The organism is Chryseobacterium sp. AG844 (assembly GCF_003182335.1).
GTDB lineage: Bacteria > Bacteroidota > Bacteroidia > Flavobacteriales > Weeksellaceae > Chryseobacterium > Chryseobacterium cupriresistens.
This window is the reverse complement of sequence record NZ_QGTV01000021.1, coordinates 23107-48658: the sequence shown is the minus strand read 5'-3', so window position 1 is coordinate 48658 and position 25552 is coordinate 23107. Positions and strand designations below refer to the sequence as shown.

Here is a 25552-nt window from a genome sequence, read left to right as displayed (position 1 = left end):
CCGCAGTATAACACTACGGATCTCCGGCTATTAGATTTTATATCGATTAGAATTTCACTTCAGAATTCATACCGTCACTTGACGTTTTGATTTTAATATCAGGGCTGCTGTGGATTTCTGCTCTGTTTCTTGCATCAATATATTTTTTGATGGTATCATAATTGGTTTCATTGATCTTCATATTTTCAAATAAATAGGATTTCAATGCTGCATTCTGAATAAATGCATTACGTGCAAGATCAATCTGATTAAGGTCATTTACGGTAACACTTGCCAGAAATTGAGAATTACCGGAACCATCAGTAAGGTATACAATATAATCTGAGTTTTCAAATCCTGAATTTTCCAGATCACTTTCCAGTTTTTTGTAGTCGCTGTGATGACCAAATACTCCAGCTAATATATGTGACATAGTTAATTGGTTTTAAGTTCCCATTAAAGTTACTAATAATTTTCTGATTATCATTGCATTTGAGTCAATATAATTTGTTAATTAATATTTGGTTTTCAATAGATATAGGTAATGTTTAAGAATAATTATTGAACGGGTGTTTAATTTTAAAAATTGGATAATGTGTGTGTTTTTAAAACCTTGATGCCTCTTTCGCTTTATTTTGCATTTGAAGACAGAAGACCATAAACAAAAAACTTCACAACTTGCGGGGTCTTTTTATTATCTGCGCAAAGTTGGGAGACTTTGTGCAACAGGTTCAGTCTTGTTTAAATTGTATATTATTACATTTATTTTTCTCATACCAATGCAACCAAATCTGCTTATCTTTTTCATAGGCACCATAAGGATATATTCTCGGGTGGTTTAAAGCCATAGATCAAAACATCAGATTGAATTTATAAAAATTTTCTTTTTTAATGATCTAATATTTTTAACAGCAGCTCTTTATTATTCTGAATCCGTATATCAAATCGATATTGACTTGGTAGTATAAGTTCCAAACGAAAGGATTCGTTCGTTAACAGGGTTACTTAAATTTCATAAATGTATACTTTAAAATGTTTCCATCTTTTTGTTCTAATGTTTGTGTATCTTGAAAAGTTTTTTTTAGAACTTTATCTCCTTTTTTAGCAGTTAAAAAGAAAATATTATTTTCATTAAGTGTACTTGTTAAAGGGTAAAAGATAACTTCATTATTCTTAAAATGCAGTTTTACGCCTCTTGAAAATTCATTCAAATCCAGAATAGTATCATTTATAGACATTTTATCAAATTGATTGAAATTTTTTTTTCCTCTATTATCCATGTAATTTCCCCCATAATATAAGTAAAGTAGTATCACAGATACAAAGCCTAATAGAATTGGTATTTTCTTATTCACTATTGTTAGTATTAAATAGTTGCAAATTACAAATTAAAGTTATAAAAACTTGTAATTAAAGTCACTTGAAAAAAGCCCCGAAATAAATTCCGGGGCCCACTATTGGTTAAATAATGATTAATTAAATTCTTTCGTTTTTGATTTCCTCTACAATTTCAGGATTTAAAAGTGTACTGATGTCTCCGAAGTTACTGAAGTCACCTTCTGCAATTTTTCTCAGGATTCTACGCATGATCTTTCCGGAACGGGTTTTCGGAAGCCCGGAAACGAACTGTATCTTATCCAGTTTCGCAATGGGTCCGATCTGATCCGAAATTAACTGATTGATCTCCTTTTTAAGATTTTCCTTATCACGTCCTTCTCCGGTTTCTTTAAGCATTACATAGCCATACAGCGCATTTCCTTTGATGTCATGAGGGTAACCTACAATGGCGGATTCTGCAACAGCCGGATGCTGGTTGATGCTGTCTTCAATAGGAGCTGTCCCAAGATTATGCCCTGAAACGATAATTACATCATCTACACGCCCGGTAATTCTGTAATAGCCCACTTCATCCCTCAAAGCTCCGTCTCCTGTAAAATATTTTCCAGGGAAAGCTGTAAAATAAGTTTCTTTATATCTCTGATGGTCACCCCAGATGGTTCTTGCGATTCCGGGCCATGGAAAACGGATACAAAGATTTCCTGTCACTTGATTTCCTGTGATTTCATTGCGCTTATCATCCATCAGAACAGGTTGTACACCTGGTAAAGGAAGGGTAGCGTAAGTAGGTTTTGTAGGCGTTACAAAAGGAAGCGGTGAAATCATGATTCCTCCTGTTTCCGTTTGCCACCATGTGTCTACAATCGGACATTTTTTCTTCCCGACATGGTCATTGAACCAGTGCCATGCTTCATCATTGATAGGTTCACCTACTGAGCCAATGACTTTCAGGGAGCTCAGATCATGTTTGTCTACCCATTCCGTACTTTCTTTTGCTAAAGAACGGATCGCAGTAGGTGCCGTATAAAACTGAGTGATCTTGTGTTTTTCAATCACTTCCCAGAAACGGTCCGGTTCCGGGTAAGTAGGAACGCCTTCAAAAATCACTGTAGTAGCACCATTCAGCAGCGGCCCGTAAAGAATATAGGAGTGTCCGGTGATCCACCCGATATCTGCCGTACACCAATAAATATCATTTTCTTTATAATTGAATACATTTTTAAAAGTATATGCGGTGTACACCATATACCCGGCGCAGGTGTGCAGCATTCCTTTTGGTTTTCCTGTAGATCCGGAAGTATATAAAATAAAAAGAGGATCTTCAGAATCCATAATGACAGTAACGAAATCAGGAGAAGCTTTTTCATACAGATTGGCCATCCAGTAATCTCTTCCTTCTTTCATTTTAATTTCGTTGTGAGTTCTTTTTACAACAAGAACTTTCTCCACGGTCGGCGTTTTTTCCAGCGCATCGTCTACAATGCTTTTCAGATCCAGAACCTTATTGCCTCTGTAGCTTCCGTCCGATGTGATAACCATTTTGGCTTCACAGTCGTTGACCCTTGAAGCCACTGCTGAAGCTGAGAATCCTGCAAAAATAACAGAATGTACAGCTCCCAGTTTTGCACAGGCAAGCATCGTAACAGCCAGCTCAGGAATCATAGGAAGATAAATGCAGACCCTGTCTCCTTTTTCAATACCCATATCGCGCAAAACATTGGCCGTTTTATTCACCCGGGTGTATAATTCGTTGTAAGAAATATGCTGTGCTTCTTCCTTAGGATCATTGGGTTCCCAGATGATTGCTGTTTTTTCCCCTCTTATGGTAAGATGTCTGTCGAGACAGTTTTTGGTAATATTGAGTTTCGCATTTTTAAACCAGGTGATCTTCGCTTCATTCATGTCGTACTTAACAACCTTGTTCCATCTCTGATACCACACGAAGTTTTGATCTGCAACTTTATCCCAGAATTTTTTAGGATTTTTGATAGACTTCTTATAGTCTTCAAAATATTGTGGTAAATCTTCTATTAAGTAATTTCTCATATCCCTTTCGTTTTTTGAAATTTGAATTTATTATATTTTTAAATTTATGTTTAATTTCCCGTTTAAGCTCTATAAACCTGGATTTTTTCCTGGATTTCTTCAATGATTTTTTCATCATCAATGGTAGATGGAATCTGAAAATCTTTACCGTCCAGCAGTGTCCGGATCAGCTTTCTTAAAATTTTTCCGGATCTCGTCTTGGGTAAACGTTTGACAACCATTACATTTTTTAAAAAAGCAACTGCTCCGATTTTGTTGCGAACCATCTGAACGATGTCTTTTTCAATATCTTCTTCAGAAATCGCCGAGCCGTTTTTCAAAACCACCGTAGCAAAAGGAACCTGTCCTTTTAAATCATCATCAATGCCTACAACAGCGCATTCGGCAACATCAGGATGTGAGGAAACAATTTCTTCCATTTCGGAGGTCGAAAGCCTGTGTCCTGCTACATTGATCACATCATCCACTCTTCCTGTAATGAAAATATAACCGTCTTCATCCTGAATAGCACCGTCTCCCGAAAAATAATACCCTTTATACTGAGACAGATAACTGCTTTCAAAACGGGCGTAGTCTTTCCATATTCCAAGCATGGCGCCAGGTGGGAGGGGCAGTTTGATCACCAGATAACCTTCACGGTGAGGATTGAGTTCGTAACCGTTTTCATCAAATATTTTAATGTCATATCCCGGAACAGGCTTTCCTGCAGAGGCCCTTTTGATCTGATAATTTTCATCATGAGTCAACAACCCCAGCATTGGCCAGCCGGATTCTGTCTGCCACCAATGGTCTATTGCAGGAACACCGATATGTTCTGCAAACCAGTCCAAAGTGGCAACATCGCATCTTTCACCAGCGAGAAACTGTTTTTTAAAATGGGTTAAATCGTATCTTTTTACCAGCTCTCCGTTCGGATCTTCTTTTTTAATAGCTCTGATAGCAGTAGGGGCTGTAAACATCACCGAAACTTTATATTCTGAGATAATTCTCCAGAAAGTTCCTGCATCAGGAGTCATGATGGGTTTCCCTTCAAAAATAATGGTCGTGTTCCTGTTGATTAAGGGTCCGTATACGGAAAAGCTATGGCCAACCGCCCATCCGAAGTCTGAAGCAGCCCAATACGTTTCTCCCGGTTCTACACCATAGACATAAGTCATTGAGAATTGTAATGCCGTGGCATAACCTCCTGTATCACGAACGATCCCTTTAGGTTTTCCGGTAGTTCCTGAGGTGTAAAGCAGGTAAAGCGGATGAGTAGATTCTACAGAAACGCAGTCCGCAGGAGCTGATTTTTCTACCAGTTCTTCATAATCAATAAGACCTTCAAACATCTCATCCTGATTATCTACTAATTTTCTGTTGTATACAACGATATTGTCTACTTTGTCCTGAGCCAGCTCGATCGCTTTTTCTACCAGCGGCAGATAGGGGATTCTCTTTGCAATTTCCACACCGGCTGTGGCTGTGATTAAAACTTTCGGTTTGCAGTCATCAATTCTGACAACAAGCTCATGAGGAGCAAAGCCTCCGAAAACCACATTGTGAATCACCCCGATTCTTGCGCATGCCAGCATGGCAAAAAGTGTCTGAGGAATCATAGGCATATAAATAACGGCTGTGTCTCCTTTTTTTAGTCCTAAAGAAACCAATCCTCCTGCCAGTTTTGCTATTTCCTCTTTTGCCTGATGAAATGTGTAGGTTTTCTTCTGATGGGTTACAGGAGAATCATAAACGATCGCAACCTGATCACCAAAACCGTCTTCAATGTGTCTGTCAATGCATAAGTAGCACATATTGAGCTTTCCGTCAGAAAACCACTGTGGGTAATCGTTCTCACCATTGGAAAGAATCTGCTGCGGAAATTCAAACCATTTGATTTCTTCTGCTTGTTTTTTCCAGAAATCTTCTTTGTTTTCTATGCTTTGTTTAAATAAGGTATCTGTATTCATATCAATATCAAGGTCAATAGTTGTGTTTAGTGTCTGCATGTCATTGCGGCCGAAGGCGAAGCGATCTCTTAAAACATCTCCTCAATCTGCTGCATCAGTTTCTTAATCGAGTAGGGTTTGGTAACGTAAGCATCAGCTCCCATTTCCAATCCTTTTTCAATATCTCTTGGATTGTTTTTGGCACTCAGAAAGATGACTTTAGTATCCTTTAGTTTTTCGTCCTGCTTAATGAGATCGAGCGTGCTGTAGCCGTCCAGATTGGGCATCATGATATCGAGAAGAATCACATCCGGAACCATGGTTTTCAGAAAGTCAAGGACTTCCATTCCGTCACGGGCAATATAAACATCATATCCGTTTTTCTTAAAGCTGTATTCCAACGACATCAATATTTTGTGTTCGTCATCCGCAATGATTATCTTTCTCATAAGAAGGTTTTAATGGTGTTCAACTTCATCTGTAATCTCTTTTTTAGTTTTTTTGGGAATGTTGATGGTGAAAGTTACGCCCAGTCCGCTGTTTTCTGCTTTTATACTTCCTCCGTGTGCCTCTACAATTTTTTTGGAAATGGCCAGTCCCAGTCCGCTTCCGGTAGGCTTTAATATGTTTTGGTTTTTCGATTGATAAAATTTATCAAAAATCATTTCCAGATCCTCTTCCGGGATATGCTTTCCCGTATTGAAAATGGTAATGATCAGCTGCTGATCTTTTTCAAACAATTTGGTCTGAATGGTGCCGTGTTCTTCCGTAAATTTTAAGGCGTTTCCCCAGATATTCTGAAACAGCTGAATCATTCTTGCTTCATCATATTCAAATATAGAATGATTCAGGAGATTAACTTCACTCAAATGAATATTTTTCTGCTGTATCAGGTGAAGAAGCGGATTCAATGCTTTTTTATACGTGTCAACAATATTGTTTTCCTGAATATGCAGAGAGATTTCACCATGCTGCAATTTATCCAGATAAAGAATATCATTGATGATTTCGCTTAATCTGTCGGATTCTGTGATGATGTTGTTTAAAAACTCCTGTTTGATGTCAAAAGGAATATCATCGTCATCCGCTAAAATTTCTCCGGCTGAACGGATGGCCGTAATCGGAGTTCTTAGCTCGTGAGCGACAGAATCCAGAAAATCGTCTTTTTGGCGGTCTTTAATAATCAGACTTTCATTGGCAGTCCTCAGATCATTAGACAGTTTCTGTAGTTCTGCAGACTGTTCGGTAAGCTTTTTATTTAAGCTGATATTTTCCTGTGATTCTTCGAGAATATTTAAAACTTCTTTTAAAGATATTTTATCTTCTTTGGTTACTCCTTCAATTAATATTTTTGCGGAAGCTGTACCGATTCTTCCGGCCAAAAGGTTTTCTGAGAATTTGATAAACCTTGAATCGGCAGTCTCAGTATTGGAGTCGATGTTATATTTTAAATTAAAAATCCTTAAGGCCTGTTCCGTTTTATTCTTACCTAAGAAACGCTCCAGAATATTCTGAATATCAGATATGTAGGCTGTTCCGCGCCAAATGAAAGCATTCTCATGATTCTGAATGTACTTATCAATGTCTACGTAAAGCTCAGCAAAGTTTCTTTCGCGGTAATTTCCTTTTGAACTTACGGAAACAATGGTAAACAGGCTTGTATTGACCAGCATCGACCAGAAAAATATCTGTGGAATTCTTCCTAAATAAGGAATGGTAAAAAATCCGAAAGCATTATACATATCCCTCAAGACCCCTTTAAATTCCTGATTGTACGAAAAATAATACTGGGGAATAATCAGCCCGAAATAGCAGATTACCAATCCGGCTAAAAGTCCTGTAACAGCACCTTTATAGCTTCCTCTTCTCCAGAATAAAGCTCCGAAAAATGCAGGTGCCAGTTGTGCAATTACGACAAATGAGATCAATCCTACCGAATCAAGTGAGGTCTTCAGAATGAAATATTTATAGAAGGCAAAAGCCATAATAATCAATGCGAAAATACTGAACTTCCTGATATTGGTGATGATTCTTGTATTTTGCTCCTCGCTTTCAGATTTTAATTTTCCCAGCAATCCGTATGGAATGATGAGGTTGTTGGAAAGCATGATGGATAAAGTAATGGCAGAGATAATGATCATGGAAATACATGAGCTCAATCCTCCAAGAAAGACGAATACTGTGATCAAAGTATTGTCGAAATGCTGTGGAATCAGGATAGAGTAGAACTCGGGATTTACTTTCTGTTCGTCAAAAATTAATCTTCCTCCCCAGGCAATCGGGAAAATAAATACAGTGAAGATTAGAAGGTAAAGCGGAAAAAACCAAATAGCTGTTCTGATGTGTTTTTCCTGCCTGTTTTCAACAATGGCAGTGTGGAACTGTCTTGGGAGAATGCAGATCGCTGTTGCAGAAATCATGCAGAGAACCATCCAGTTCAGGGCACCTTCAATTCCGTTAAAGGTGTTTTTTTCTTTAAAATCTTCAAATTTACTGGCTTTCTCATAAATATCTGAGAAACCATCAAAAACATAATAAATAACAAAAAATCCGAGAATGATAATGAAAAACAGCTTTAAAAAACTTTCCAGAGCAATGGCGGAGATAATTCCAAGCCGTTTTTCTGAAGCATCCACATATCGTGTTCCATAATAAGAAGAAAATAAAGCGATTAAAATTACCACGAAAGTTGCATTATCAGTCAGGATATCTTTTGACATCGGTGTTTCTGTTACCAAATGAAAGGTTTCAGAAATAGCTTTAATCTGAAGTCCGATATAAGGAACTATCGCAAGAAGGCAGACTATCGTGATAATGGCACTCAGGCTTCTGCTGTTCCCGTATCTCAATGAAATGAAATCAGCTAAACTGCTTATCTTGTTGACTCTTGAAATTCTTACAATCCGGGTGTTGATATAGATCCATGCCGGAATAATCATAATAGGTCCAATGTAGATTGGTAAATAGTTTAATCCGCTTGTCGCTGCCACTCCGATACTTCCATAATACGTCCAGGCGGTACAATATACAGCAAGGGATAAAGCATAGATGTATGGATTATTGATCCAAAGCTTGCTTCTTTTCTTCTCTGCCAGGTAGGCAACTAAGAAAAGGAGGGCCAGATAAAACAGAACGACAAAAAATAATGCGAAACTACTCATCATGTCTTTTTACAATTACAAAAGAAATCACAATGGAAATCATCCAGACCACGAACAGGTAAATAAGGATCATAGGATAGCCCAAAACTTCCCTGTCACAATTGAAAAGCAGTGAAATAGGAATGCTGAAAGCAATCATAAGCCCTACGCTCAGTATGATAAGTTTTTGTTCGTGTCTTTTTTTCATAAATGATTTTTGATAAAAGATAATTGATGAATGACTACATTCATCAATTATCCATATTGCTTTTAAATTTTATCGTCAGAATATTCTCCTTTTAAGGCGTAATAACCGAAAACTGCCATTCCGCCTGAGATAATCGGCATCAGTACAAAAAGAATGATGATGCCAAAAACCAGATCCTCCTGTTTTCCGGAAGTTATTTTCGGGATTCCCAGTACGGTAATTCCGAAGTAACCCACAATTACTGCTATTGCGATCCAGAGAATGCCTAATATTTTTTTTAGTCCGTTCATTTTAGTAGTTTTAAAATTAATAAAAATTTGAGTGATTCAGTACCTAATCGTGAAGATTATTGTTCTTATTTTTAAGATAAAATAATCCGATGACCAAACATACGGCAGCGACTCCAATCGGGTACCAGAGTCCTTCCAGATACCATGTTGCATGTCCTGCTTCTTTTCCTGTAGTTACCAGATAAGTGGCTACCGCCGGAAGAAGTCCTCCAAATACCCCGTTTCCAATGTGATAAGGTAATGACATTGAGGTGTAACGAATTCTCACAGGGAACATTTCAACGAGAAAAGCAGCGATAGGGCCGTAAACCATTGTTACAAAAATCACCTGGATGAAAACAAGGAATACCAGATACCATTTGGTGTTGTCACCTAATTTTAAACTTTGAGAAACTTTGGCTTCCTCCAGTTTTCCGTCTTTCATAACAACTCCTGATGGAGACCAATGAACTACGCTGTCTTTTTTAATTAAAGTTCCGTCCGTATAAAGTGTTTCTTTGTGAAAAGTCACCAGGCTGTCTGTCGCAATATCATTGTGGATTTTCGCCGTTCTTTTTTCTGTAATTCCATTGGCTGCAATTGTTTTGTTTTCGAGGTTGACACTTTTAAACATGCTGTCGTAAATAGGTCTGTACGCTAAAATAGCGATCAGCATTCCGGTCATCATCACTGCTTTTCTGCCAATTTTGTCAGAAAGCCATCCAAAGAATACAAAGAACGGTGTCCCTAAAAATAAAGCCGTAGCCATCAATGAATCTACCTGCGCTGATTCTACATTCATGACCTTTTGAAGGAAACTCATGGCATAGAATTGTCCTGTATACCAGATCACACCTTGTCCCATCGCAGCCCCGAATAAGGCCAATAGTACAAATTTGAAATTGTATTTGTTTCCGAAACTTTCCTTTAAAGGGTTTTTGGATGTTTTACCCTCACTTTTAGCTTTTGCAAAAAGAGGCGACTCCTTCATATTCTTTCTGATGATGTAAGATACAGCAACCATTAGAATAGAAATCCAGAATGGAACTCTCCATCCCCACGTATCAAATTCTTCTGCAGAAAGAGTGGTCTTGGTGATCAGAATAACAATTAATGAAATGAAAAGTCCGGCTGTTGCTGTAGTCTGGATCCAGGAGGTCCAGTATCCGCGGCGATGAGGTTGTGCGTATTCTGCGACATACGTGGCAGCACCTCCGTATTCACCTCCTAAAGCAAGGCCCTGAAGTAATCTTAAAATTAAAACCAAAACCGGCGCCAGAAATCCAATGGTTTCATAACTTGGAATACATCCGATCAGGAAAGTGGAAAATCCCATAATCAGTAACGTAACCAGGAAGGTATATTTTCTTCCGATAAGATCTCCCAGTCTCCCGAAAAATAATGCCCCGAAAGGTCTTACTACAAATCCGGCAGCAAAAGTGGCCAGGGTAGATAAAAATGCGGCAGTAGGATTATCCGCAGGGAAAAATTTGGTGGCTAAAACAACGGCCAGACTTCCAAAGATATAGAAGTCATACCATTCTATCAATGTTCCGAGAGATGAGGCAGTGATCACACTCCAGATGGTGCGGTTTTTCTGCCTGTCGGTCATATTTTCGTAGCTTTCGTGATGATTTTCGCTCATATTGATTAGTTTTTGATGTTAGTGGAATAGGAATTTAATTTGTTTTAAACCATTAAGGAATTTTAAGTTGATAAGAATAATTAAGATGATAGCTGAAGCTATTTTATTCAGCGGTATGCTTTTTATCCATCTTTAATGGAGCTTAACCTATCTTAATTTCTTCCTGTTCTTAATGGTTCAGATTTTACAGGTAAATTTGAAACTGCACAATAAATTCGCCTTTAGAAGAAGGACTTTCCGTAGGATTGGTGTAAACAGGTCTTGTTGAATATTGTGTTGTTATTTTCGCATGATGTCCGTCTATGAACCAGTTGGCACCTACATCAAACTGTGATGAAGATTTATCGAAAGCCTCAAAGTTTTTGTGGGTATAAGCTGCAAAAGGCTGTATTCTGATCTTTGGCTTTTCTGCCTGACTTGGTAATAGTAAACCCGCCTGAGCGTAGATAATATTACCTGTTCCGATGGTTGGCTGCAGATTTCCTGGCCCTGCAATGGCTTTATTCCCTATAAAATTAGGATCAGAGGCGCCAATATTCATCGTTCCCAGATTTCTTACATAGTTCGGTCCGAAATTGTAATTATAATATCCGGCATAGGCAGAAACGGCCATTTTATTTTTTGCCTCACCCAAAGGAATATCTGCAAACGCATCTACAGCAAAAAGGGTAATATCATGTTTTTCAATGTTTGAATTGACAGAAGTTCTTGTTCCGTCAGCTTGATGATAAAAACCTGCGCCTACATTGAAAACTTTCTTTGTTCCAAGGTAAGATCCCACTTTGAAAGGAAGGGTGTTGGATTCTTCATCAAGGAATTGATATTCAACATATCCTGCTTTTGAAAAACTGGGATTTCCGTTATTGTCAACAGCGACTGCTTTTGAAGGATCTGTTACATTCACAGGAACAAAATCTGTGGCGAAAGGTTTATTTAAACTGAAACGATATTCCAGTTTTCCGTACTTTCCTTTAGCAAACATTCCAAGCTGTCTTGCAAACTGATCTGAATTATCAATCAAAGGCCATGAGAAAACAGGAGAATCTAATGTAAGGAAGTTAAGCGTGGAAGCCATGGTCATACGGGATAGTCCCATATAATAGTGAAGCCCGGCCCCTAAAGTTAAACTGAATTTTCCCGCTTCTCCAGGTAAAATAACTGCATATTCGTTCCAGGCATCATGAAAGAACAGCTGGGTTTTCTTTCCGTTTCCATAACCTCCTGTTCCTGAGGTGCCTGAAGCGCCGCCATTGATGAAAGTCTGATTATTAATTCCGAAATGGAGTAGGATCATATATCTCTTAGAAATCTGTGCGTACGTTAATGCACGTAACCTTCTGTTTCCCAGGCTCCATGAGTTGTCAGCAGGTTCACCGCCTACCATGGTTCCGGGGTTCATAGACGTATTTCTTACCCAAAACTGGTCCCATAAAATAAATCTGACGAATTTATCCCCGTTTTGATTGAGGTTAAGTTTTAAGCCACTGCCATAATCGGGAGAACCTTGTGAGTATAAGGAACTACTGATTAAAGCTAATCCAATGAATGTAAGTAATTTCTTCATAAATTATCAATTTTTGGCGTTTTTTTTTGTGAATGCCAAATTGTAATTAATAATTTATTTATGAAAATTTAATATATATTAGTGGTAATAGTATAGTTAATGTTGGCGGAGCTTTGAGTTTTGAGGTGAGGAATTCGGGTTTCGGGTTTCGGGGGTTTGTGATTCCGGGATGTGGGGTTCGAGGTTCGAGGTTCGAGATTTTGGGTTCGAGATTTTAAAAATATAATTTTTAAAGATTTGATATACAGTTTTTTGCAAGAGTATTTTCACCTCGGTTTTTAAACCTAGTAACTCGCATCCCGAAACCCGAAACCCCGCATCCCGCACCTCGCATTACTTCTTAAACCGTTCCCACTTAATCAGCATATACTTATCGGCAAATTGTGTGATGATAATTCCTGAGTTTTTAATATTCTCTTCCTGAGCGATATACTCAATCAGTTCGCTTTGTTTTAATATTTTATAAACAGGATGGAATTCAGAATGGGGAGGTCTTGTGATATTGTATTTTTTAATCCATGAGCTTATGGTAACATGGGAAACACCGATGATTCTTTCAATTTCACGGTAACTTAAACCTTCCAGATAAAGCTGAAGGGCTTTGGTTACGTAGTAATCGTCAATTTGTTTTCCCAGTTTTTTAACGGTAAAATAATAATTGCAGTCTTTGCAGTGGAAGCGCTGTTTATTGTTGATAATGCCGCTTTTTACTACTTTGATACTCTTGCATTTAGAACAGGTATTTTCCATAACTATATTATTTTAGCAAATATATAATAAATTAGCAAATGTATATTTTTCAATAAAGATAATTTTACCTGTTTAAAATTTTAAAACAAAAAAAATATCTTTTTTATTTGGATTTAAAAGAAATTATATTTTAAATTTGCCAAAAAATTTAGATAAATAAATGGAAATAGAAATTTCCTCATGCGAACATCTAATGTATGTGAGTGAAATACAGCAGGAAATGTACGATTCTGCACAGCGTAGAGGAACGGGTATCGCAAAACGTTCCATAGAATATTTGAGTAAGAAGATTTCAGAGGGCAATGCTGTGGTAGCCACTGAAAACGGTGAGTGGGTAGGTTTCTGTTATATAGAGACCTGGTCGCACGGGAAGTTTGTGGCCAATTCAGGGCTGATTGTATCACCGAAATTCAGGAACGGGGGAGTAGCGACTCAGATCAAGAAGAAAGTTTTCCAGTTATCTAGAGATAAATATCCGGATGCGAAAGTATTTGGATTAACAACAGGTTTGGCAGTGATGAAAATCAATAGTGATTTGGGATATAAACCCGTGATCTATTCTGAACTGACTCAGGATGAAGAATTCTGGAACGGCTGCAAAAACTGCGTGAACTATGAGATTTTAATGATGAAGGAACGTAAAAATTGTCTGTGTACAGCCATGTTATTTGTTCCAGAAAACGATAAAAAAAAAGAAGAGGTAGTGAATAATCTGCCTGAAAATAAATATGATGGAATGCTTCAGAAAGATTTTGATGAATTCCATGTGACCATTAATAAAAATAAAAAGAGTCCAGATGAAAAAGAAAGTCATCTTAGCGTTTAGCGGAGGTTTAGATACTTCCTATTGTGCTAAATATCTTAGTGAAACACTGGGATATGATGTGTATGCTGTTACTGTAAATACCGGAGGTTTTTCAAAAGAAGAAGAAAAAGAATTGGAAAGAAAAGCCTTAAACCTTGGAGTAAAAGAGTACAGGTGCGTAGACGCTCAGGAAGATTACTATAATTCATGTGTGAAATATTTGATTTTCGGGAATGTATTGAAAAATAATACGTATCCGCTTTCTGTAAGTGCTGAGCGTACTATTCAGGCGCAGGAAATTGCAAAATATGCCATTGAAGTACAGGCAGATGCTATTGCTCACGGAAGTACAGGAGCTGGGAATGACCAGGTTCGTTTTGATCTCATCTTCCAGGTAATGTGTCCGAATATCGAAATCATTACACCTATCCGTGATATGGCTTTGTCCCGTGAGGAAGAAATTGAGTTTTTGAAAGAACACGGTTACGAAATGGAATTCCAGAAAGCGCAATATTCTGTTAATAAAGGACTTTGGGGAACTTCAGTAGGCGGTAAAGAAACTTTAACTTCAAGAAATTACCTGCCGGAAGAAGCTTTTCCATCCCAGATTAAAGAAACTCAGCCTTCAGAACTTGAAATTGAGTTTAAAAACGGAGAGGTTATAGCTGTCAATGGAGAAAACTTTGACCACTCTGTATACGCCATTCAAAAAATAGAAGAATTAGCTTCAGCATATGGAATTGGCCGTGATATCCATGTAGGTGATACTATTGTTGGGATTAAAGGACGTGTGGGGTTTGAAGCAGCTGCAGCATCGGTGATTATCAAAGCGCATCATTTATTGGAAAAACATACGCTTTCAAAATATCAGCAAATGATGAAGTCGCAGTTATCCGACTGGTATGGGAACTGGCTTCATGAAGCACTTTTCTTAGATCCTGTCATGAGAAATATTGAATCTTTCCTGACAGATTCTCAGAAAACAGTAACCGGGAAAGTATTTGTAACTCTTCATCCTTACAGATTTATTTTGAATGGAATTGAATCTGCTCATGATCTGATGTCCGACAAATTCGGAAGCTATGGAGAAGCGAACAGAGCATGGACAGGCGATGACGTGAAAGGATATACTAAGATTGTAAGCAATTCTCTCAATATATATCACCAGATTAATCAGAATATCAACTAGTTCCGAAGGGACGATTTAATGAAAGGCAGAACATATTCTGTCAGAATCAAAATGAAGAAAACAGTAGGAATAATTGGTGCCAACGGTTATACAGGAAGCGAGCTGATACGCTTACTGGCTTTTCATCCCCATGTGACATTGAGTTTTTTATATAGTCGTTCGAATTCGGGAACACGTATTTCTGATCTGTACCCGGATTTAACGACGGTTTGTGAAATGGTTTTGACGGATAAATCTGAAGACGTAGATATTCTTTTTCTGTGTCTTCCGCATAAAGAAAGTCAAAACTGGTTAACGCAGAACCCTGTCAAAGATGAAACGCTGGTGATTGATCTTGGAAATGACTTCCGTCTGGAAGGAAATTTCGGAAGCAGAGATTTTATCTACGGATTACCTGAAATTAATAAAAAACAACTAGTAGGTGCTAAAAGTATTGCGAACCCGGGATGTTTTGCTACGGCCATTCAATTGGCTTTGCTGCCATTGGCGGAAAAAGGAGTGTTGAATGAGGCCTTTACCACAGGGATTACGGGTTCTACGGGAGCCGGGCAGTCTCTGCAGGCAACGACTCATTTTACCTGGAGAAATGATAATGTTTCAGCCTATAAAACATTAACTCATCAACATGTGGATGAGATTTTGAAGCAGCTGATTGCATTCAATAATAAAGAAATAAACCTGAACTTTGTTCCTTGGAGAGGAGATTTTGCAAGAGGGATTTTTACAAGTTCCACCATGAAAACGGAGCTGGAGCTGGAGGAAATAGAACAGTTGTATCAGGATTTTTATGCAGAGGAGCCTTTTGTTACAGTAAGCAGGAAGGCAGTTGATTTAAAGCAGGTTGTCAATACCAATCGCTGTGTGATTCAAATCGAAAAGAGTGGAAATGTAGTCGTTATTCACTCAGCGATTGACAATTTGTTAAAAGGTGCTTCGGGGCAGGCCGTACAGAATATGAATCTGGCTATGAACTGGGAAGAAAATGCAGGACTGAACCTGAAACCGATAGCATTTTAAATTGACGGTAAGTAATTGAGAATTTTAACAGAAAGTAAATCCGACTTAGGAAAATGGAGCGTTAAGAAAATTAATTCTATGAACGTTAAGAAAATTCTACTGTTCAAAGTGCGAGGAAAATAGAGAACCGAAGAGCCAATTCGGATTTCGCACAAGTTTTAGAATTTTTAGTGAAGAGAACTAATTTTTAGCGGAAGTTTCCAGGTCTTGAACTTTTGTTTCTTTTGTTTTAAGGCAAAAGAAAAATAAAAAATAAAAAAATGAATTTATTCAACGTATATCCATTATTCAACATCAATCCGGTAAAAGCTCAGGGATCCTTTCTTTGGGACGATAAGGGAGAACAATATCTTGATTTTTATGGAGGTCATGCTGTAATTTCTATCGGTCACAACCATCCACACTATCAGAATAAACTGAAAGATCAGCTTGAAAAAATTTCCTTCTATTCCAATTCTGTTCAGAATGAATTGCAGACGGAGTTAGCAGAAAAACTGGGTGAACTTTCAGGGTATGAAGATTATAACCTTTTCCTGTGTAATTCCGGAGCAGAAGCGAATGAGAATGCATTGAAGCTGGCTTCTTTTCATAACGGGAAAAGCAAAGTGCTTTACTTTTCAGGCTCATTTCACGGCAGAACTTCTGCAGCGGTTTCAGTGACTGATAATCCGAAAATTGTAGCTCCTGTTAATTTTTCTGAAAGATTTATCAAATCAGAATGGAATGATATACAAGAGCTTGAAGAAACCTTTGAAAAATTTGGAAATGAAATTTCATCTGTAATCATCGAAGGAATTCAGGGAGTAGGAGGAATTATGATTCCAACACCGGAATTTTTATCTAAAATCAAAGAATTATGTGAAAAATATGATACTGTTCTTATTTTGGATGAAGTGCAGTCCGGGTATGGGAGAAGCGGATATTTCTTTGCCCATCAGGAATTTGGTGTAGAGGCAGATATTATTACAACGGCAAAAGGAATGGGAAATGGTTTCCCTGTGGGCGGAGTTTTAATCCATCCTAAATTCGAGGCAAGCAACGGTTTGCTGGGAACGACATTTGGAGGAAACCACCTTGCCTGTGCCGCTTCTATTGCTGTGCTGGATGTCATGAAAGATGAAAATCTTCTTGAAAATGCACAACAGATGGGTGAGTATATTGAAAATGAAATTAAAGATTTGCCACATATTAAATCCATCCGAAGGAAAGGATTGATGATTGGAATAGAACTCGACAGAGACTGTTCAGAAGTAAGGAAAGAGCTCCTTTTTGATCATCATATTTTCACAGGAAACTCTAATGATAAAACCGTGTTGAGGATTCTTCCGGCACTGAATATCAAAAAAGAGGAAACGGATCTTTTCATCAATGCTTTGAAAGCAGTGCTTGGAAATATTTAAACCATAAAAGTCACAAAAGAATTTAAACACTTAAGTGATTTTAAGAAAATACTAAAGGCTTAAGAAGTGCACTTAAGTTTTCGAAAATCTTTGATTTTCTTCCTATGTGAGTTTATATATTTTCAAAATAATCAACTTTTAAAACTTAAGTGTTCTAAAGTGTTTTAGTAAAAACTTTTGTGCCTTTTGTGGTTAGATCAACAATCAATGTGTAAACACAATCTTTAAAATCAATTCAAAATGAAAAAATTTACCTCTGTAAGTGATGTAGAAAACTTACAGGAAATCATAAAAAAAGCTTTACAGATAAAAGCAGATCCCCTTACTGAAACACAAAAAGGAAAGGGAAAAACAATCGGACTTGTATTTTTAAACTCAAGTTTAAGAACCCGTCTGAGCAGTCAGATTGCAGCTCAGAATCTTGGGTTGAATGTATTGACATTAAACGCAGCACAGGAAGCCTGGAATCTTGAATTTGCTGATGGAGCGGTGATGAACGGAGACACGGTAGAACATATCAAAGATGCTATTGAAGTGTTAAATCAATATTGTGATATCATTGCGGTACGTTGCTTTGCAGGAATGAAAAGTAAGGAAGATGATGTGAATGAAAGCATCCTAAGCCAGTTTGAAAAGCATGCAAAAGTACCTGTTATTTCTCTGGAGTCAGCTACCCGCCATCCATTACAAAGTTTAGCAGACTGCATCACCATTACAGAAAATTGGAAAAAAGACCATAAACCAAAAGTGGTATTGACCTGGGCACCGCATATCAAACCTATTGCTCATGCCGTTGGAAATTCTTTCGCAGAATGGATGCAGGAAATGGATGTGGAATTGGTGATTGCTAATCCTGAAGGGTATGATTTAGATAAAAACTTCACAAAAGATGTGAAAGTAATCCATGATCAGGATGAAGCATTGAAAGATGCAGACTTCATCTATGTAAAAAACTGGTCTTCTTTTGATGATTATGCTGCAATGCCAGAAGTGAAGGGAAACTGGATGCTCACGAATGAAAAATTAGCCAATACCAATAATGCGAAAGTAATGCACTGCCTTCCGGTTCGCCGTAATGTAGAATTGAGTGATGAGGTGATGGATGGAGATCATTCTATCATATATCAGCAGGCAAAAAACCGGATTTTCTCAGCACAAGCCGTATTCAGTGAAATTTTAGATGAATTAAAAGCTTAAAATAATCCTTGTCAAGGTTCAAAACCTTGACAAGGATAGAAAAGATCAAGTATCCCAAAATGTTTACAATGAAAGAAAAGTTATACATCATAAAAATTGGCGGAGCTTTAATAGATGATAAGGAATTATTAAACCAATTCTTAGAACAGTTTTCTGAAATTACTGAAAAGAAAATCCTTGTTCATGGCGGGGGCAAGTTGGCAACAACGCTGGCTGATAAACTGGGCATTGAGCAGAAAATGATCAATGGCAGGAGGATTACGGATAAAGAAACTTTGGACATTGTAACGATGGTGTATGCGGGAGGAATTAATAAAAATATTGTTGAAAAGCTGCAGCAGAAAAAATGCAATGCTATAGGATTCTCGGGGGCAGACGGAAATTTAATTAAAGCTAAGAAAAGAGAACATCCTGAAATCGATTTTGGATTTGTGGGGGATATTACAAAAAAAAGTGTGAACAGAAAGCTGGTATCAAAATTAATCAAGCTGGATCTTGTTCCTGTGTTTTCTGCGATTACCCACGACAGAAAAGGAAATCTTTTCAACACCAATGCTGATACCATTGCCTCTGTGATGGCTCAGGCTTTGTCTGAGAAATATGAAGTTGAACTGTTGTATTGTTTTGATAAAGAGGGTGTTTTAGAAGATGTAAACGATCCGGAATCTGTGATCAAAACTGTCAATGAAGAAGAATTCACGGTATTAAAAGAAGAAGGAAAACTTCATAAAGGGATTTTACCCAAACTTGAAAATGCTCTTGGAGCGATAAAAAATAATGTAAATAAAGTGTTTCTAATTAAAGAAACAGAACTGAAAAACCATATAGAAAATCATCATGCAGGAACTGAAATCTGTTTATAATAAAGAAGAACTGTTGAATAACGCGGTCGGATTGCTTAAAAATTTGATTGAGATTCCTTCATTCAGTAAAGATGAATTCAATACGTCGGTAGAGATTGAAAATTTTTTCAAAAAACATCAGATTCCTACCAAACGTTTTAAAAACAATATCTGGGCGGTGAACAAACACTTTGATGTGTTTAAGCCTTCCGTTTTACTGAATACCCATCACGATACGGTAAAGCCTAATAAAGCTTATACACTTGATCCGTTTGTACCGATCGAAAAAGAAGGTAAACTGTTCGGATTGGGAAGCAATGATGCAGGAGCTTCTCTGGTTTCTATGGCACAGGTTTTTTTACATTTTTATGATAAAGAAGATTTAAAATATAATTTAGTTATTGCTTTGACGGCAGAGGAGGAGATTTCAGGATTTGATGGAATCGAAGCCTTATTTCCGCAGCTACCCAACGTAGAACTCGCCATTGTAGGAGAACCCACGCAGATGAACCTGGCGATTGCAGAAAAAGGACTTCTTGTGATTGATGGAGAAATGAAAGGTACTCCTTCTCACGCCGCTCATCCTAATGATGATAACTCAATTGTAAAATGTATGCAGGATCTGCAGAATATTCTTTCCTTTAAATTTCCGAAGGTTTCAGAATATCTGGGCGAAGTTAAAGTTACTTTATCAGGAATCCATGCAGGAGTACAGCATAATGTGGTTCCGGAATCGTGCAATTTTACATTGGATGTGAGGGTAACGGATGAATATTCCAATCAGGAAGCATTTGAAATCATCCAGTCTCAGATGAAATCTACATTAACGGCAAGATCGTTCAGGCTGAATTCCTCCAGGATCGAAATGGATCATCCGTTTGTAAAAGCAGGAATTGAAATCGGAAGGACAACCTACGGTTCACCTACTTCCTCAGATCAGGCGATTATTCCATGCACATCAGTGAAAATAGGTCCTGGAGACAGCAGGCGCTCTCACACAGCAGATGAATTTATCTATATCCATGAAATAGAAGAAGGAATAGAAATCTACATCAGCATTTTAGAAAAAGTGTTATAAAAATGGAAGATGGGTGTAGGAAGAGGGAAGTTATTGCAGTATAGCTTCCTGCCTCCAGCCTCAGGCTTCCAGCTCAATATATGTTTTGACTCCGTCCGGCGGGCTCTAGAAGTTCAGTTTTTAATAAGATTTATGCAAAAAGAAATTAAAAATGAAAGCTTTACATAAGGAAATGTTTTTTTATAGTTATTAGTAATAAGGATTGCCTTGCCGGGCATGTCAAAACCAACAAATATTTAAATCAAATATTATCATGAAAAAAATATGGCAGAAGGATGACCTTGCCACCAATATATTAGTCAATCAATTTACAGTAGGTAAAGATCTTGACTTCGACGAGCGTTTAGCCAAATATGACGTTAAAGGTTCTATGGCACATTGTAAAATGCTGGCAGAAACCGGCATTATTACAAAAGAAGAATCAGAGCAGATGTTATCTGTTTTAAATAGTATTTTAAATCAAATTGAGGATGGGACTTTTGAAATTGATAAAGAAGCTGAGGATATCCATTCTCAGGTAGAAGCGATCCTGATTGAAGAATTAGGAGATACGGGAAAGAAAATCCATACGGCACGATCAAGAAATGATCAGGTTTTACTGGATATCAAATTGTATTTATTGGATGAAATCCGTGAAATTACAGCCCTTACAGACGAGTTTTTTCAGATTTTAATTCAGCTGGCAGATCAGCATAAAAATGTTCTGCTTCCGGGATACACCCATTTCCAGATTGCGATGCCTTCATCATTTGGATTGTGGTTCGGAGCTTATGCAGAAGCGCTTTTGGATGATGTTGAAATGCTGTTTTCAGTGAAGAATATCATTAATAAAAATCCACTGGGATCAGCTGCCGGTTATGGTTCGTCTTTTCCGATCAATCGTGAAAGTACCACCTATAACTTAGGCTTCCAGTCCATGAATTACAATTCTGTGTACGCTCAGATGACCCGTGGAAAGTCAGAAAAAATGCTGGCCATGGCGATGGCCACTTTAGCGGGAACGCTTGGCAAGTTCGCTTATGATGTATGTCTTTATCTGAGCCAGAACTTTGATTTTATCAGCTTTCCAAAAGAATTTACTACGGGAAGCAGTATCATGCCACACAAAAAAAATCCGGATATCTTTGAGCTGGTTCGTGCACGATGCAACAGAATTCAGTCCCTTCCAAACGAACTGATCCTTCTAACAAGCAATCTGCCTTCAGGATATCACAGAGATGTACAGCTGACAAAAGAAATTCTTTTCCCTGCGATAGATTCTTTAAAGGAATGTCTGGAAATTTTAAGCTATACTTTACCGAATATTAAGGTGAAAGATGGGATTCTGGAAGACGAGAAATACAAATACCTTTTCAGTGTGGAAAAGATCAATGAAGAGGTGAAAAGCGGAAGTTCTTTCCGTGATGCTTATGTAAAAGTAGGACAGGAGATTGAAAATAATACGTTTGAATTTGAACCCGGCAACCTTGAACATACCCATCAGGGAAGTATAGGAAATCTTTGTCTGGATAAAATAGAATATCAGTTCAATAAACTGAAAAATAAATTATTGGGTTAGAATCTAAGCCATTAAGGTCATCAAAACTTAGGCAAAAATCAGTAGAATTTCTAAAATTATTTTAGCCTGCTGTCTTTTCGTTGTGGAAGCCTTAATCTTAAATCTTATCTGCTTAAGTGATCTTAATGGTTGGATTTTACTCTGCTCTTTGAATTTGATGATTGATAAATTGAGCCATTAAGGTAGTTGAAGATTTCAAGGTTAATTAAGGAAATCTGCTGCATAAAATTTTATCGAAGATAAAATCTTTGCGCCTTACAGCATAAAGTTTTCAATTTCTTTTGCGCCTTTGCGTTTTCTAACAAAATAAGAGATTATAAAAATCGAAAAATGTTGGTATACGCAAAGGCGCAAGGAATTGTATGATAAATATTACTTTTAAGACGCAAAAAAGTCCAAAGATTTTCAGCAAGTGAAATAGAAATAAATAATGAGTTTAAAATAGAAGGATTATTCCAGATCAATTTTGAATTTGGTAGATTTTTTTACCTCGTGAAGGACAATGGAACTGTGGTACTGCCCGATATTGGGAATGTTTGAAATAACATTAACCGCAAATTCGTTATAAGAATTGATGTCCTTGGCAATAATCTTCAACATATAGTCGTACTCTCCGGAAAGGCTGATGATTTCCTGTACTTCATCATATTTTCCGATATGGTTCTCAAAAGTTTCCAAAACTTTCTTGGATTGTTCCTTTAGACGGACATTACAATAGACTACAATATTTAAACCCAGTTTTTCACGGTTTAAAAGTCCCACATACTTCTGAATGATCCCCTGCTTCTCCAGTTGTTTGATTCGCTCATACGTAGGAGTAAAGGTAAGACCTATCTTTTCGGAAATTTCTTTAACCGATAGCGTAGAGTCTTCCTGAATAATGCTGAGAATCATTTTGTCTTTTAAATCCATAGAATAAATTTGAGTGTTAACAAAAATATTAATTTTAAATGAGAATAAGGAAAGACTGAAGTTTTTAATTTATTTTAAACATAATTTTTGCCAGTTCATAAAATTGTTGTATCTTTGCACCTAATGAATAAAAAAGCATTTATATCATTAGATTTACCGGGCGAAAGCGCCCTTTACGATATTTATTGTTATTAGCGAAGATTGTTGTCTTCGCTTTTTTTATGCCCAAAAATTAGAATTATGTTTACGATTACAGAACTAAGCACCGAGAGAATCAACAGTATACTGACAGAAGCACTGGCTTTTGCAAATGGTAAAACTGCTAAAATTGAAGGAGAAGTTTTTTGCTCAAATCTTTTCTTCGAAGACAGTACAAGAACGAAAACAAGTTTTGATCTTGCAGAAAGAAAACTGGGACTTCAGGTAGTTCCTTTTGATGCATCACACAGTTCGGTAAACAAAGGTGAGAGTCTTTATGACACCGTAAAGACTATTGAAAGTATAGGAGTAAACCTTGTAGTGATCCGCGATAAGAAAGACAGATACTTCGAAGAACTGAAAAATATTAACATTCCGGTGATCAACGGAGGAGACGGAACAGGAAATCACCCTTCACAATGTATGCTGGATTTGCTGACTATTTATCAGGAATTCGGAAAGTTTGAAGGATTGAAAGTAGGAATTGTAGGAGATGTAAAACACAGCCGCGTAGCCAACTCAAACGCAGAGGCATTACGAAGACTGGGAGCAAAAGTTTACTTCTCAGGACCGGAACAGTGGTTTGACGAAGGAGCCCTGATCAACGGAACTTATATGTCGGTAGATGAACTGATCGGCGAAGTGGATGTGTTAATGCTATTAAGAATCCAGCACGAAAGACACGATTCCGCAATGAGTTTCACCGCTTCAGAATACCATAAAAGATATGGTCTGACGAAAGAAAGAGAAAAGGCCATGAAAAAAGAAGCAATCATCATGCATCCTGCTCCCATCAACAGAGGAGTGGAAATAGATTCGGATCTTGTAGAATGCGAAAGATCAAGAGTCTTCAAACAAATGCAAAACGGAGTATTCGCAAGAATGGCCATCTTAAAAGGAGCATTGGAAAGCAAAGGGTATACTTTTAAATAAGAGCCAAGGTGAAAGAGCCAGGGTGAAAGTAAAAAGTAAAAAGGTAAAGAGCCCTGTAAGGGCGACCTGTTAATGACATATAATAAAATAATAAGAGATAAAAGTTTAAAATGAAGAAAAAATTAATACTGGAGTCCGGTGAAGTGTTTCATGGAGAAGGTTTCGGAGCAGAATTGGAAACTGCAGGGGAAGTAGTTTTCAATACCGGAATGACAGGGTATCAGGAATTGATTTCTGACCCATCGTATTGCGGTCAGATAGTTTGTATGACCTATCCGCTTATCGGGAATTATGGTATTAACCGTGATGATTATGAAAGTATCGAGCCGGCAATCAAAGGGCTTATCGTAAAAGAACTTTGCGATCTTCCTTCCAACTTCCGTACTCAGATCACTTTAGATGAATTATTTAAAAAGAAAAACCTTTCAGGAATTTCAGGAATCGACACCAGAAGACTGACAAGAGTTCTTCGTAACCATGGAGTGGTAAAAGGTAAGATTGTAAACGCTGATGCTGATGAAACGGCAGTAGCTTCTGAATTGAAATCAACAACTTTCCCTACCAACCAGGTAGAGGAAGTTTCTACAAAAACACCTTATGCTAATCCAAACAGAGGTTTCAAAGTAGTATTGGTAGACTTCGGTGCCAAGCTGGGAATTATCAGAGAATTGTCTCAGAGAAACTGTGACATCATCGTGGTTTCTCAGGATACCACAGCAGAAGAAATTCTGTTGATGAATCCGGACGGAATTATGTTGTCAAACGGTCCTGGTGACCCTGAAGATGTACCCCATGCTTTAGACATGATCAGAGGATTATTAGGAAAAGTCCCAATCTTCGGAATCTGTTTAGGACACCAGTTAATTGGTCTTGCTTGCGGAGCAAAAACTTTCAAGCTGAAATTCGGACACAGAGGAGGAAACCACCCGGTATTGGATTTAGAGAAAAATACAGTAGCCATTACTTCTCAAAACCACGGATATGCGGTAGATCAGGAAAGTTTAAAAGGAACAGACCTTATCGAAACGCACATAGCCCTGAATGACAGAACCAACGAAGGATTAAAACATAAAATCCACCCTTGCTTCTCCGTTCAGTATCACCCTGAAGCAAGCCCGGGTCCGGAAGATGCAAACTACCTGTTTGATGAGTTTATTGATTTAATGTACCAATTTAAAAATGTACCAGTTTAACAATAATTAAAATGATCAATTTCGAAAACAATCCTTTAATAGAAAAAACTGTTAAGTTCTCATTAGATATTATAGAGTTCTGTGAATTATTGGAAAGTAGAAAGAAATTTGTTATTGCTAAACAATTATTACGTTCTGGAACAAGTATTGGCGCAAATTCTTTTGAAGCACAAAATCCCTACAGTAAAAAAGATTTTGTGAATAAAATTAAAATTGCTGCTAAAGAGCTGAAGAAACAAAATATTGGTTATATCTGTGTAAACATTCTCAAAGTTATCCATTTAATGAGAACTTGGAAACACAGATTATAGAAATTGGAAAAATTATTTATAAAATTTTAAGCACAAGTTTATCAAATGAAAA

At 37.4% G+C, this 25552-nt stretch carries 23 protein-coding genes; 11 read left to right on the top strand and 12 right to left on the bottom strand.

All coding sequences use genetic code 11. From position 1 onward, the window contains the following. Nucleotides 1-46 precede the first annotated feature (46 nt). From DEU40_RS18000 to DEU40_RS17950, 11 genes are all read right to left on the bottom strand, one after another. Nucleotides 47-412, bottom strand: a complete 366-nt coding sequence (locus tag DEU40_RS18000) for a hypothetical protein (RefSeq protein WP_110011120.1) — start codon at nucleotides 410-412, stop codon at nucleotides 47-49. 568 nt (nucleotides 413-980) lie between these two features. Beyond that, on the bottom strand, nucleotides 981-1259 hold the full coding sequence (locus tag DEU40_RS17995) for a hypothetical protein (protein ID WP_110011119.1): 279 nt from the start codon (nucleotides 1257-1259) through the stop codon (nucleotides 981-983). Nucleotides 1260-1455: 196 nt separating this feature from the next. Beyond that, entirely contained in the window at nucleotides 1456-3363 is a 1908-nt protein-coding gene (gene acs, locus DEU40_RS17990) for an acetate--CoA ligase (RefSeq protein ID WP_110011118.1), read from the bottom strand. A gap of 62 nt (nucleotides 3364-3425) precedes the next feature. Then, a complete protein-coding gene (locus tag DEU40_RS17985; RefSeq protein ID WP_110011143.1) occupies nucleotides 3426-5312 on the bottom strand; it encodes an AMP-binding protein in 1887 nt (628 codons plus the stop codon). A 68-nt stretch (nucleotides 5313-5380) separates the two neighbouring features. Further along, complete coding sequence (locus DEU40_RS17980; RefSeq protein ID WP_110011117.1) at nucleotides 5381-5740, bottom strand: response regulator transcription factor; 360 nt, start codon at nucleotides 5738-5740, stop codon at nucleotides 5381-5383. A gap of 9 nt (nucleotides 5741-5749) precedes the next feature. Continuing rightward, nucleotides 5750-8452: an ATP-binding protein gene (locus DEU40_RS17975; RefSeq protein WP_410493757.1), complete on the bottom strand. Its 2703-nt coding sequence runs from the start codon at nucleotides 8450-8452 to the stop codon at nucleotides 5750-5752. Continuing rightward, the gene (locus tag DEU40_RS17970; RefSeq protein WP_110011115.1) at nucleotides 8445-8639 is read right to left on the bottom strand and encodes a hypothetical protein; all 195 of its coding nucleotides are present in this window, start codon (nucleotides 8637-8639) and stop codon (nucleotides 8445-8447) included. Before DEU40_RS17970 ends, DEU40_RS17975 begins: the two co-directional genes overlap by 8 nt. A gap of 62 nt (nucleotides 8640-8701) precedes the next feature. Further along, nucleotides 8702-8929 carry a DUF6814 family protein gene (locus DEU40_RS17965; RefSeq protein ID WP_062670707.1) on the bottom strand — a complete coding sequence of 76 codons (228 nt, stop codon included), beginning with the start codon at nucleotides 8927-8929 and terminating at the stop codon, nucleotides 8702-8704. 43 nt (nucleotides 8930-8972) lie between these two features. Further along, nucleotides 8973-10553 carry an MFS transporter gene (locus DEU40_RS17960; RefSeq protein ID WP_110011114.1) on the bottom strand — a complete coding sequence of 527 codons (1581 nt, stop codon included), beginning with the start codon at nucleotides 10551-10553 and terminating at the stop codon, nucleotides 8973-8975. A gap of 184 nt (nucleotides 10554-10737) precedes the next feature. Further along, nucleotides 10738-12117, bottom strand: a complete 1380-nt coding sequence (locus DEU40_RS17955) for a porin (RefSeq protein ID WP_110011113.1) — start codon at nucleotides 12115-12117, stop codon at nucleotides 10738-10740. A 333-nt stretch (nucleotides 12118-12450) separates the two neighbouring features. Then, complete coding sequence (locus DEU40_RS17950; RefSeq protein WP_110011112.1) at nucleotides 12451-12867, bottom strand: helix-turn-helix domain-containing protein; 417 nt, start codon at nucleotides 12865-12867, stop codon at nucleotides 12451-12453. Between the two features lie 160 nt (nucleotides 12868-13027). Here DEU40_RS17950 and DEU40_RS17945 point away from each other — a divergent pair, with 160 nt between their 5' ends. From DEU40_RS17945 to argH, 8 genes are all read left to right on the top strand, one after another. Next, the gene (locus DEU40_RS17945) at nucleotides 13028-13693 is read left to right on the top strand and encodes a GNAT family N-acetyltransferase (protein WP_110011111.1); all 666 of its coding nucleotides are present in this window, start codon (nucleotides 13028-13030) and stop codon (nucleotides 13691-13693) included. Further along, a complete protein-coding gene (argG, locus tag DEU40_RS17940) occupies nucleotides 13665-14861 on the top strand; it encodes an argininosuccinate synthase (protein WP_110011110.1) in 1197 nt (398 codons plus the stop codon). Before DEU40_RS17945 ends, argG begins: the two co-directional genes overlap by 29 nt. A 51-nt stretch (nucleotides 14862-14912) precedes the next feature. Continuing rightward, the gene (gene argC, locus DEU40_RS17935) at nucleotides 14913-15878 is read left to right on the top strand and encodes an N-acetyl-gamma-glutamyl-phosphate reductase (protein WP_110011142.1); all 966 of its coding nucleotides are present in this window, start codon (nucleotides 14913-14915) and stop codon (nucleotides 15876-15878) included. 260 nt (nucleotides 15879-16138) lie between these two features. After that, entirely contained in the window at nucleotides 16139-17278 is a 1140-nt protein-coding gene (locus DEU40_RS17930; protein WP_110011109.1) for an aspartate aminotransferase family protein, read from the top strand. 240 nt (nucleotides 17279-17518) lie between these two features. Further along, nucleotides 17519-18475 carry an N-acetylornithine carbamoyltransferase gene (locus DEU40_RS17925; protein ID WP_110011108.1) on the top strand — a complete coding sequence of 319 codons (957 nt, stop codon included), beginning with the start codon at nucleotides 17519-17521 and terminating at the stop codon, nucleotides 18473-18475. 68 nt (nucleotides 18476-18543) lie between these two features. Continuing rightward, nucleotides 18544-19338, top strand: a complete 795-nt coding sequence (gene argB, locus DEU40_RS17920; protein WP_110011107.1) for an acetylglutamate kinase — start codon at nucleotides 18544-18546, stop codon at nucleotides 19336-19338. Beyond that, nucleotides 19313-20395, top strand: coding sequence for a M20 family metallo-hydrolase (locus DEU40_RS17915; protein WP_110011106.1), 1083 nt, complete (start codon nucleotides 19313-19315; stop codon nucleotides 20393-20395). Before argB ends, DEU40_RS17915 begins: the two co-directional genes overlap by 26 nt. A 253-nt stretch (nucleotides 20396-20648) precedes the next feature. Next, on the top strand, nucleotides 20649-21953 hold the full coding sequence (gene argH, locus DEU40_RS17910; protein WP_110011105.1) for an argininosuccinate lyase: 1305 nt from the start codon (nucleotides 20649-20651) through the stop codon (nucleotides 21951-21953). Nucleotides 21954-22403: 450 nt separating this feature from the next. On the opposite strand, the gene DEU40_RS17905 is transcribed toward argH, so the two are convergent. After that, nucleotides 22404-22865 carry an Lrp/AsnC family transcriptional regulator gene (locus tag DEU40_RS17905; protein ID WP_002980286.1) on the bottom strand — a complete coding sequence of 154 codons (462 nt, stop codon included), beginning with the start codon at nucleotides 22863-22865 and terminating at the stop codon, nucleotides 22404-22406. A gap of 240 nt (nucleotides 22866-23105) precedes the next feature. Between DEU40_RS17905 and DEU40_RS17900 the strand changes: the two genes are divergently transcribed. From DEU40_RS17900 to DEU40_RS17890, 3 genes are all read left to right on the top strand, one after another. Further along, the gene (locus tag DEU40_RS17900; RefSeq protein WP_110011104.1) at nucleotides 23106-23996 is read left to right on the top strand and encodes an aspartate carbamoyltransferase catalytic subunit; all 891 of its coding nucleotides are present in this window, start codon (nucleotides 23106-23108) and stop codon (nucleotides 23994-23996) included. A gap of 110 nt (nucleotides 23997-24106) precedes the next feature. Further along, the gene (locus DEU40_RS17895; RefSeq protein ID WP_110011103.1) at nucleotides 24107-25189 is read left to right on the top strand and encodes a carbamoyl phosphate synthase small subunit; all 1083 of its coding nucleotides are present in this window, start codon (nucleotides 24107-24109) and stop codon (nucleotides 25187-25189) included. 11 nt (nucleotides 25190-25200) lie between these two features. Beyond that, nucleotides 25201-25500 (top strand): four helix bundle protein, encoded by a 300-nt coding sequence (locus tag DEU40_RS17890; RefSeq protein WP_317047536.1) that lies wholly within the window; start codon nucleotides 25201-25203, stop codon nucleotides 25498-25500. Nucleotides 25501-25552 lie beyond the last annotated feature (52 nt).

Excerpts from the sequence above, each read along its gene's own strand:
- DEU40_RS18000 (WP_110011120.1), bottom strand. The coding sequence starts at position 412 with ATGTCACATATATTAGCTGGAGTATTTGGTCATCACAGCGACTACAAA.
- DEU40_RS17995 (WP_110011119.1), bottom strand. The coding sequence starts at position 1,259 with ATGGATAATAGAGGAAAAAAAAATTTCAATCAATTTGATAAAATGTCT.
- acs (WP_110011118.1), bottom strand. The coding sequence starts at position 3,363 with ATGAGAAATTACTTAATAGAAGATTTACCACAATATTTTGAAGACTAT.
- DEU40_RS17985 (WP_110011143.1), bottom strand. The coding sequence starts at position 5,312 with ATGAATACAGATACCTTATTTAAACAAAGCATAGAAAACAAAGAAGAT.
- DEU40_RS17980 (WP_110011117.1), bottom strand. The coding sequence starts at position 5,740 with ATGAGAAAGATAATCATTGCGGATGACGAACACAAAATATTGATGTCG.
- DEU40_RS17975 (WP_410493757.1), bottom strand. The coding sequence starts at position 8,452 with ATGAGTAGTTTCGCATTATTTTTTGTCGTTCTGTTTTATCTGGCCCTC.
- DEU40_RS17970 (WP_110011115.1), bottom strand. The coding sequence starts at position 8,639 with ATGAAAAAAAGACACGAACAAAAACTTATCATACTGAGCGTAGGGCTT.
- DEU40_RS17965 (WP_062670707.1), bottom strand. The coding sequence starts at position 8,929 with ATGAACGGACTAAAAAAAATATTAGGCATTCTCTGGATCGCAATAGCA.
- DEU40_RS17960 (WP_110011114.1), bottom strand. The coding sequence starts at position 10,553 with ATGAGCGAAAATCATCACGAAAGCTACGAAAATATGACCGACAGGCAG.
- DEU40_RS17955 (WP_110011113.1), bottom strand. The coding sequence starts at position 12,117 with ATGAAGAAATTACTTACATTCATTGGATTAGCTTTAATCAGTAGTTCC.
- DEU40_RS17950 (WP_110011112.1), bottom strand. The coding sequence starts at position 12,867 with ATGGAAAATACCTGTTCTAAATGCAAGAGTATCAAAGTAGTAAAAAGC.
- DEU40_RS17945 (WP_110011111.1), top strand. The coding sequence starts at position 13,028 with ATGGAAATAGAAATTTCCTCATGCGAACATCTAATGTATGTGAGTGAA.
- argG (WP_110011110.1), top strand. The coding sequence starts at position 13,665 with ATGAAAAAGAAAGTCATCTTAGCGTTTAGCGGAGGTTTAGATACTTCC.
- argC (WP_110011142.1), top strand. The coding sequence starts at position 14,913 with ATGAAGAAAACAGTAGGAATAATTGGTGCCAACGGTTATACAGGAAGC.
- DEU40_RS17930 (WP_110011109.1), top strand. The coding sequence starts at position 16,139 with ATGAATTTATTCAACGTATATCCATTATTCAACATCAATCCGGTAAAA.
- DEU40_RS17925 (WP_110011108.1), top strand. The coding sequence starts at position 17,519 with ATGAAAAAATTTACCTCTGTAAGTGATGTAGAAAACTTACAGGAAATC.
- argB (WP_110011107.1), top strand. The coding sequence starts at position 18,544 with ATGAAAGAAAAGTTATACATCATAAAAATTGGCGGAGCTTTAATAGAT.
- DEU40_RS17915 (WP_110011106.1), top strand. The coding sequence starts at position 19,313 with ATGCAGGAACTGAAATCTGTTTATAATAAAGAAGAACTGTTGAATAAC.
- argH (WP_110011105.1), top strand. The coding sequence starts at position 20,649 with ATGAAAAAAATATGGCAGAAGGATGACCTTGCCACCAATATATTAGTC.
- DEU40_RS17905 (WP_002980286.1), bottom strand. The coding sequence starts at position 22,865 with ATGGATTTAAAAGACAAAATGATTCTCAGCATTATTCAGGAAGACTCT.
- DEU40_RS17900 (WP_110011104.1), top strand. The coding sequence starts at position 23,106 with ATGTTTACGATTACAGAACTAAGCACCGAGAGAATCAACAGTATACTG.
- DEU40_RS17895 (WP_110011103.1), top strand. The coding sequence starts at position 24,107 with ATGAAGAAAAAATTAATACTGGAGTCCGGTGAAGTGTTTCATGGAGAA.
- DEU40_RS17890 (WP_317047536.1), top strand. The coding sequence starts at position 25,201 with ATGATCAATTTCGAAAACAATCCTTTAATAGAAAAAACTGTTAAGTTC.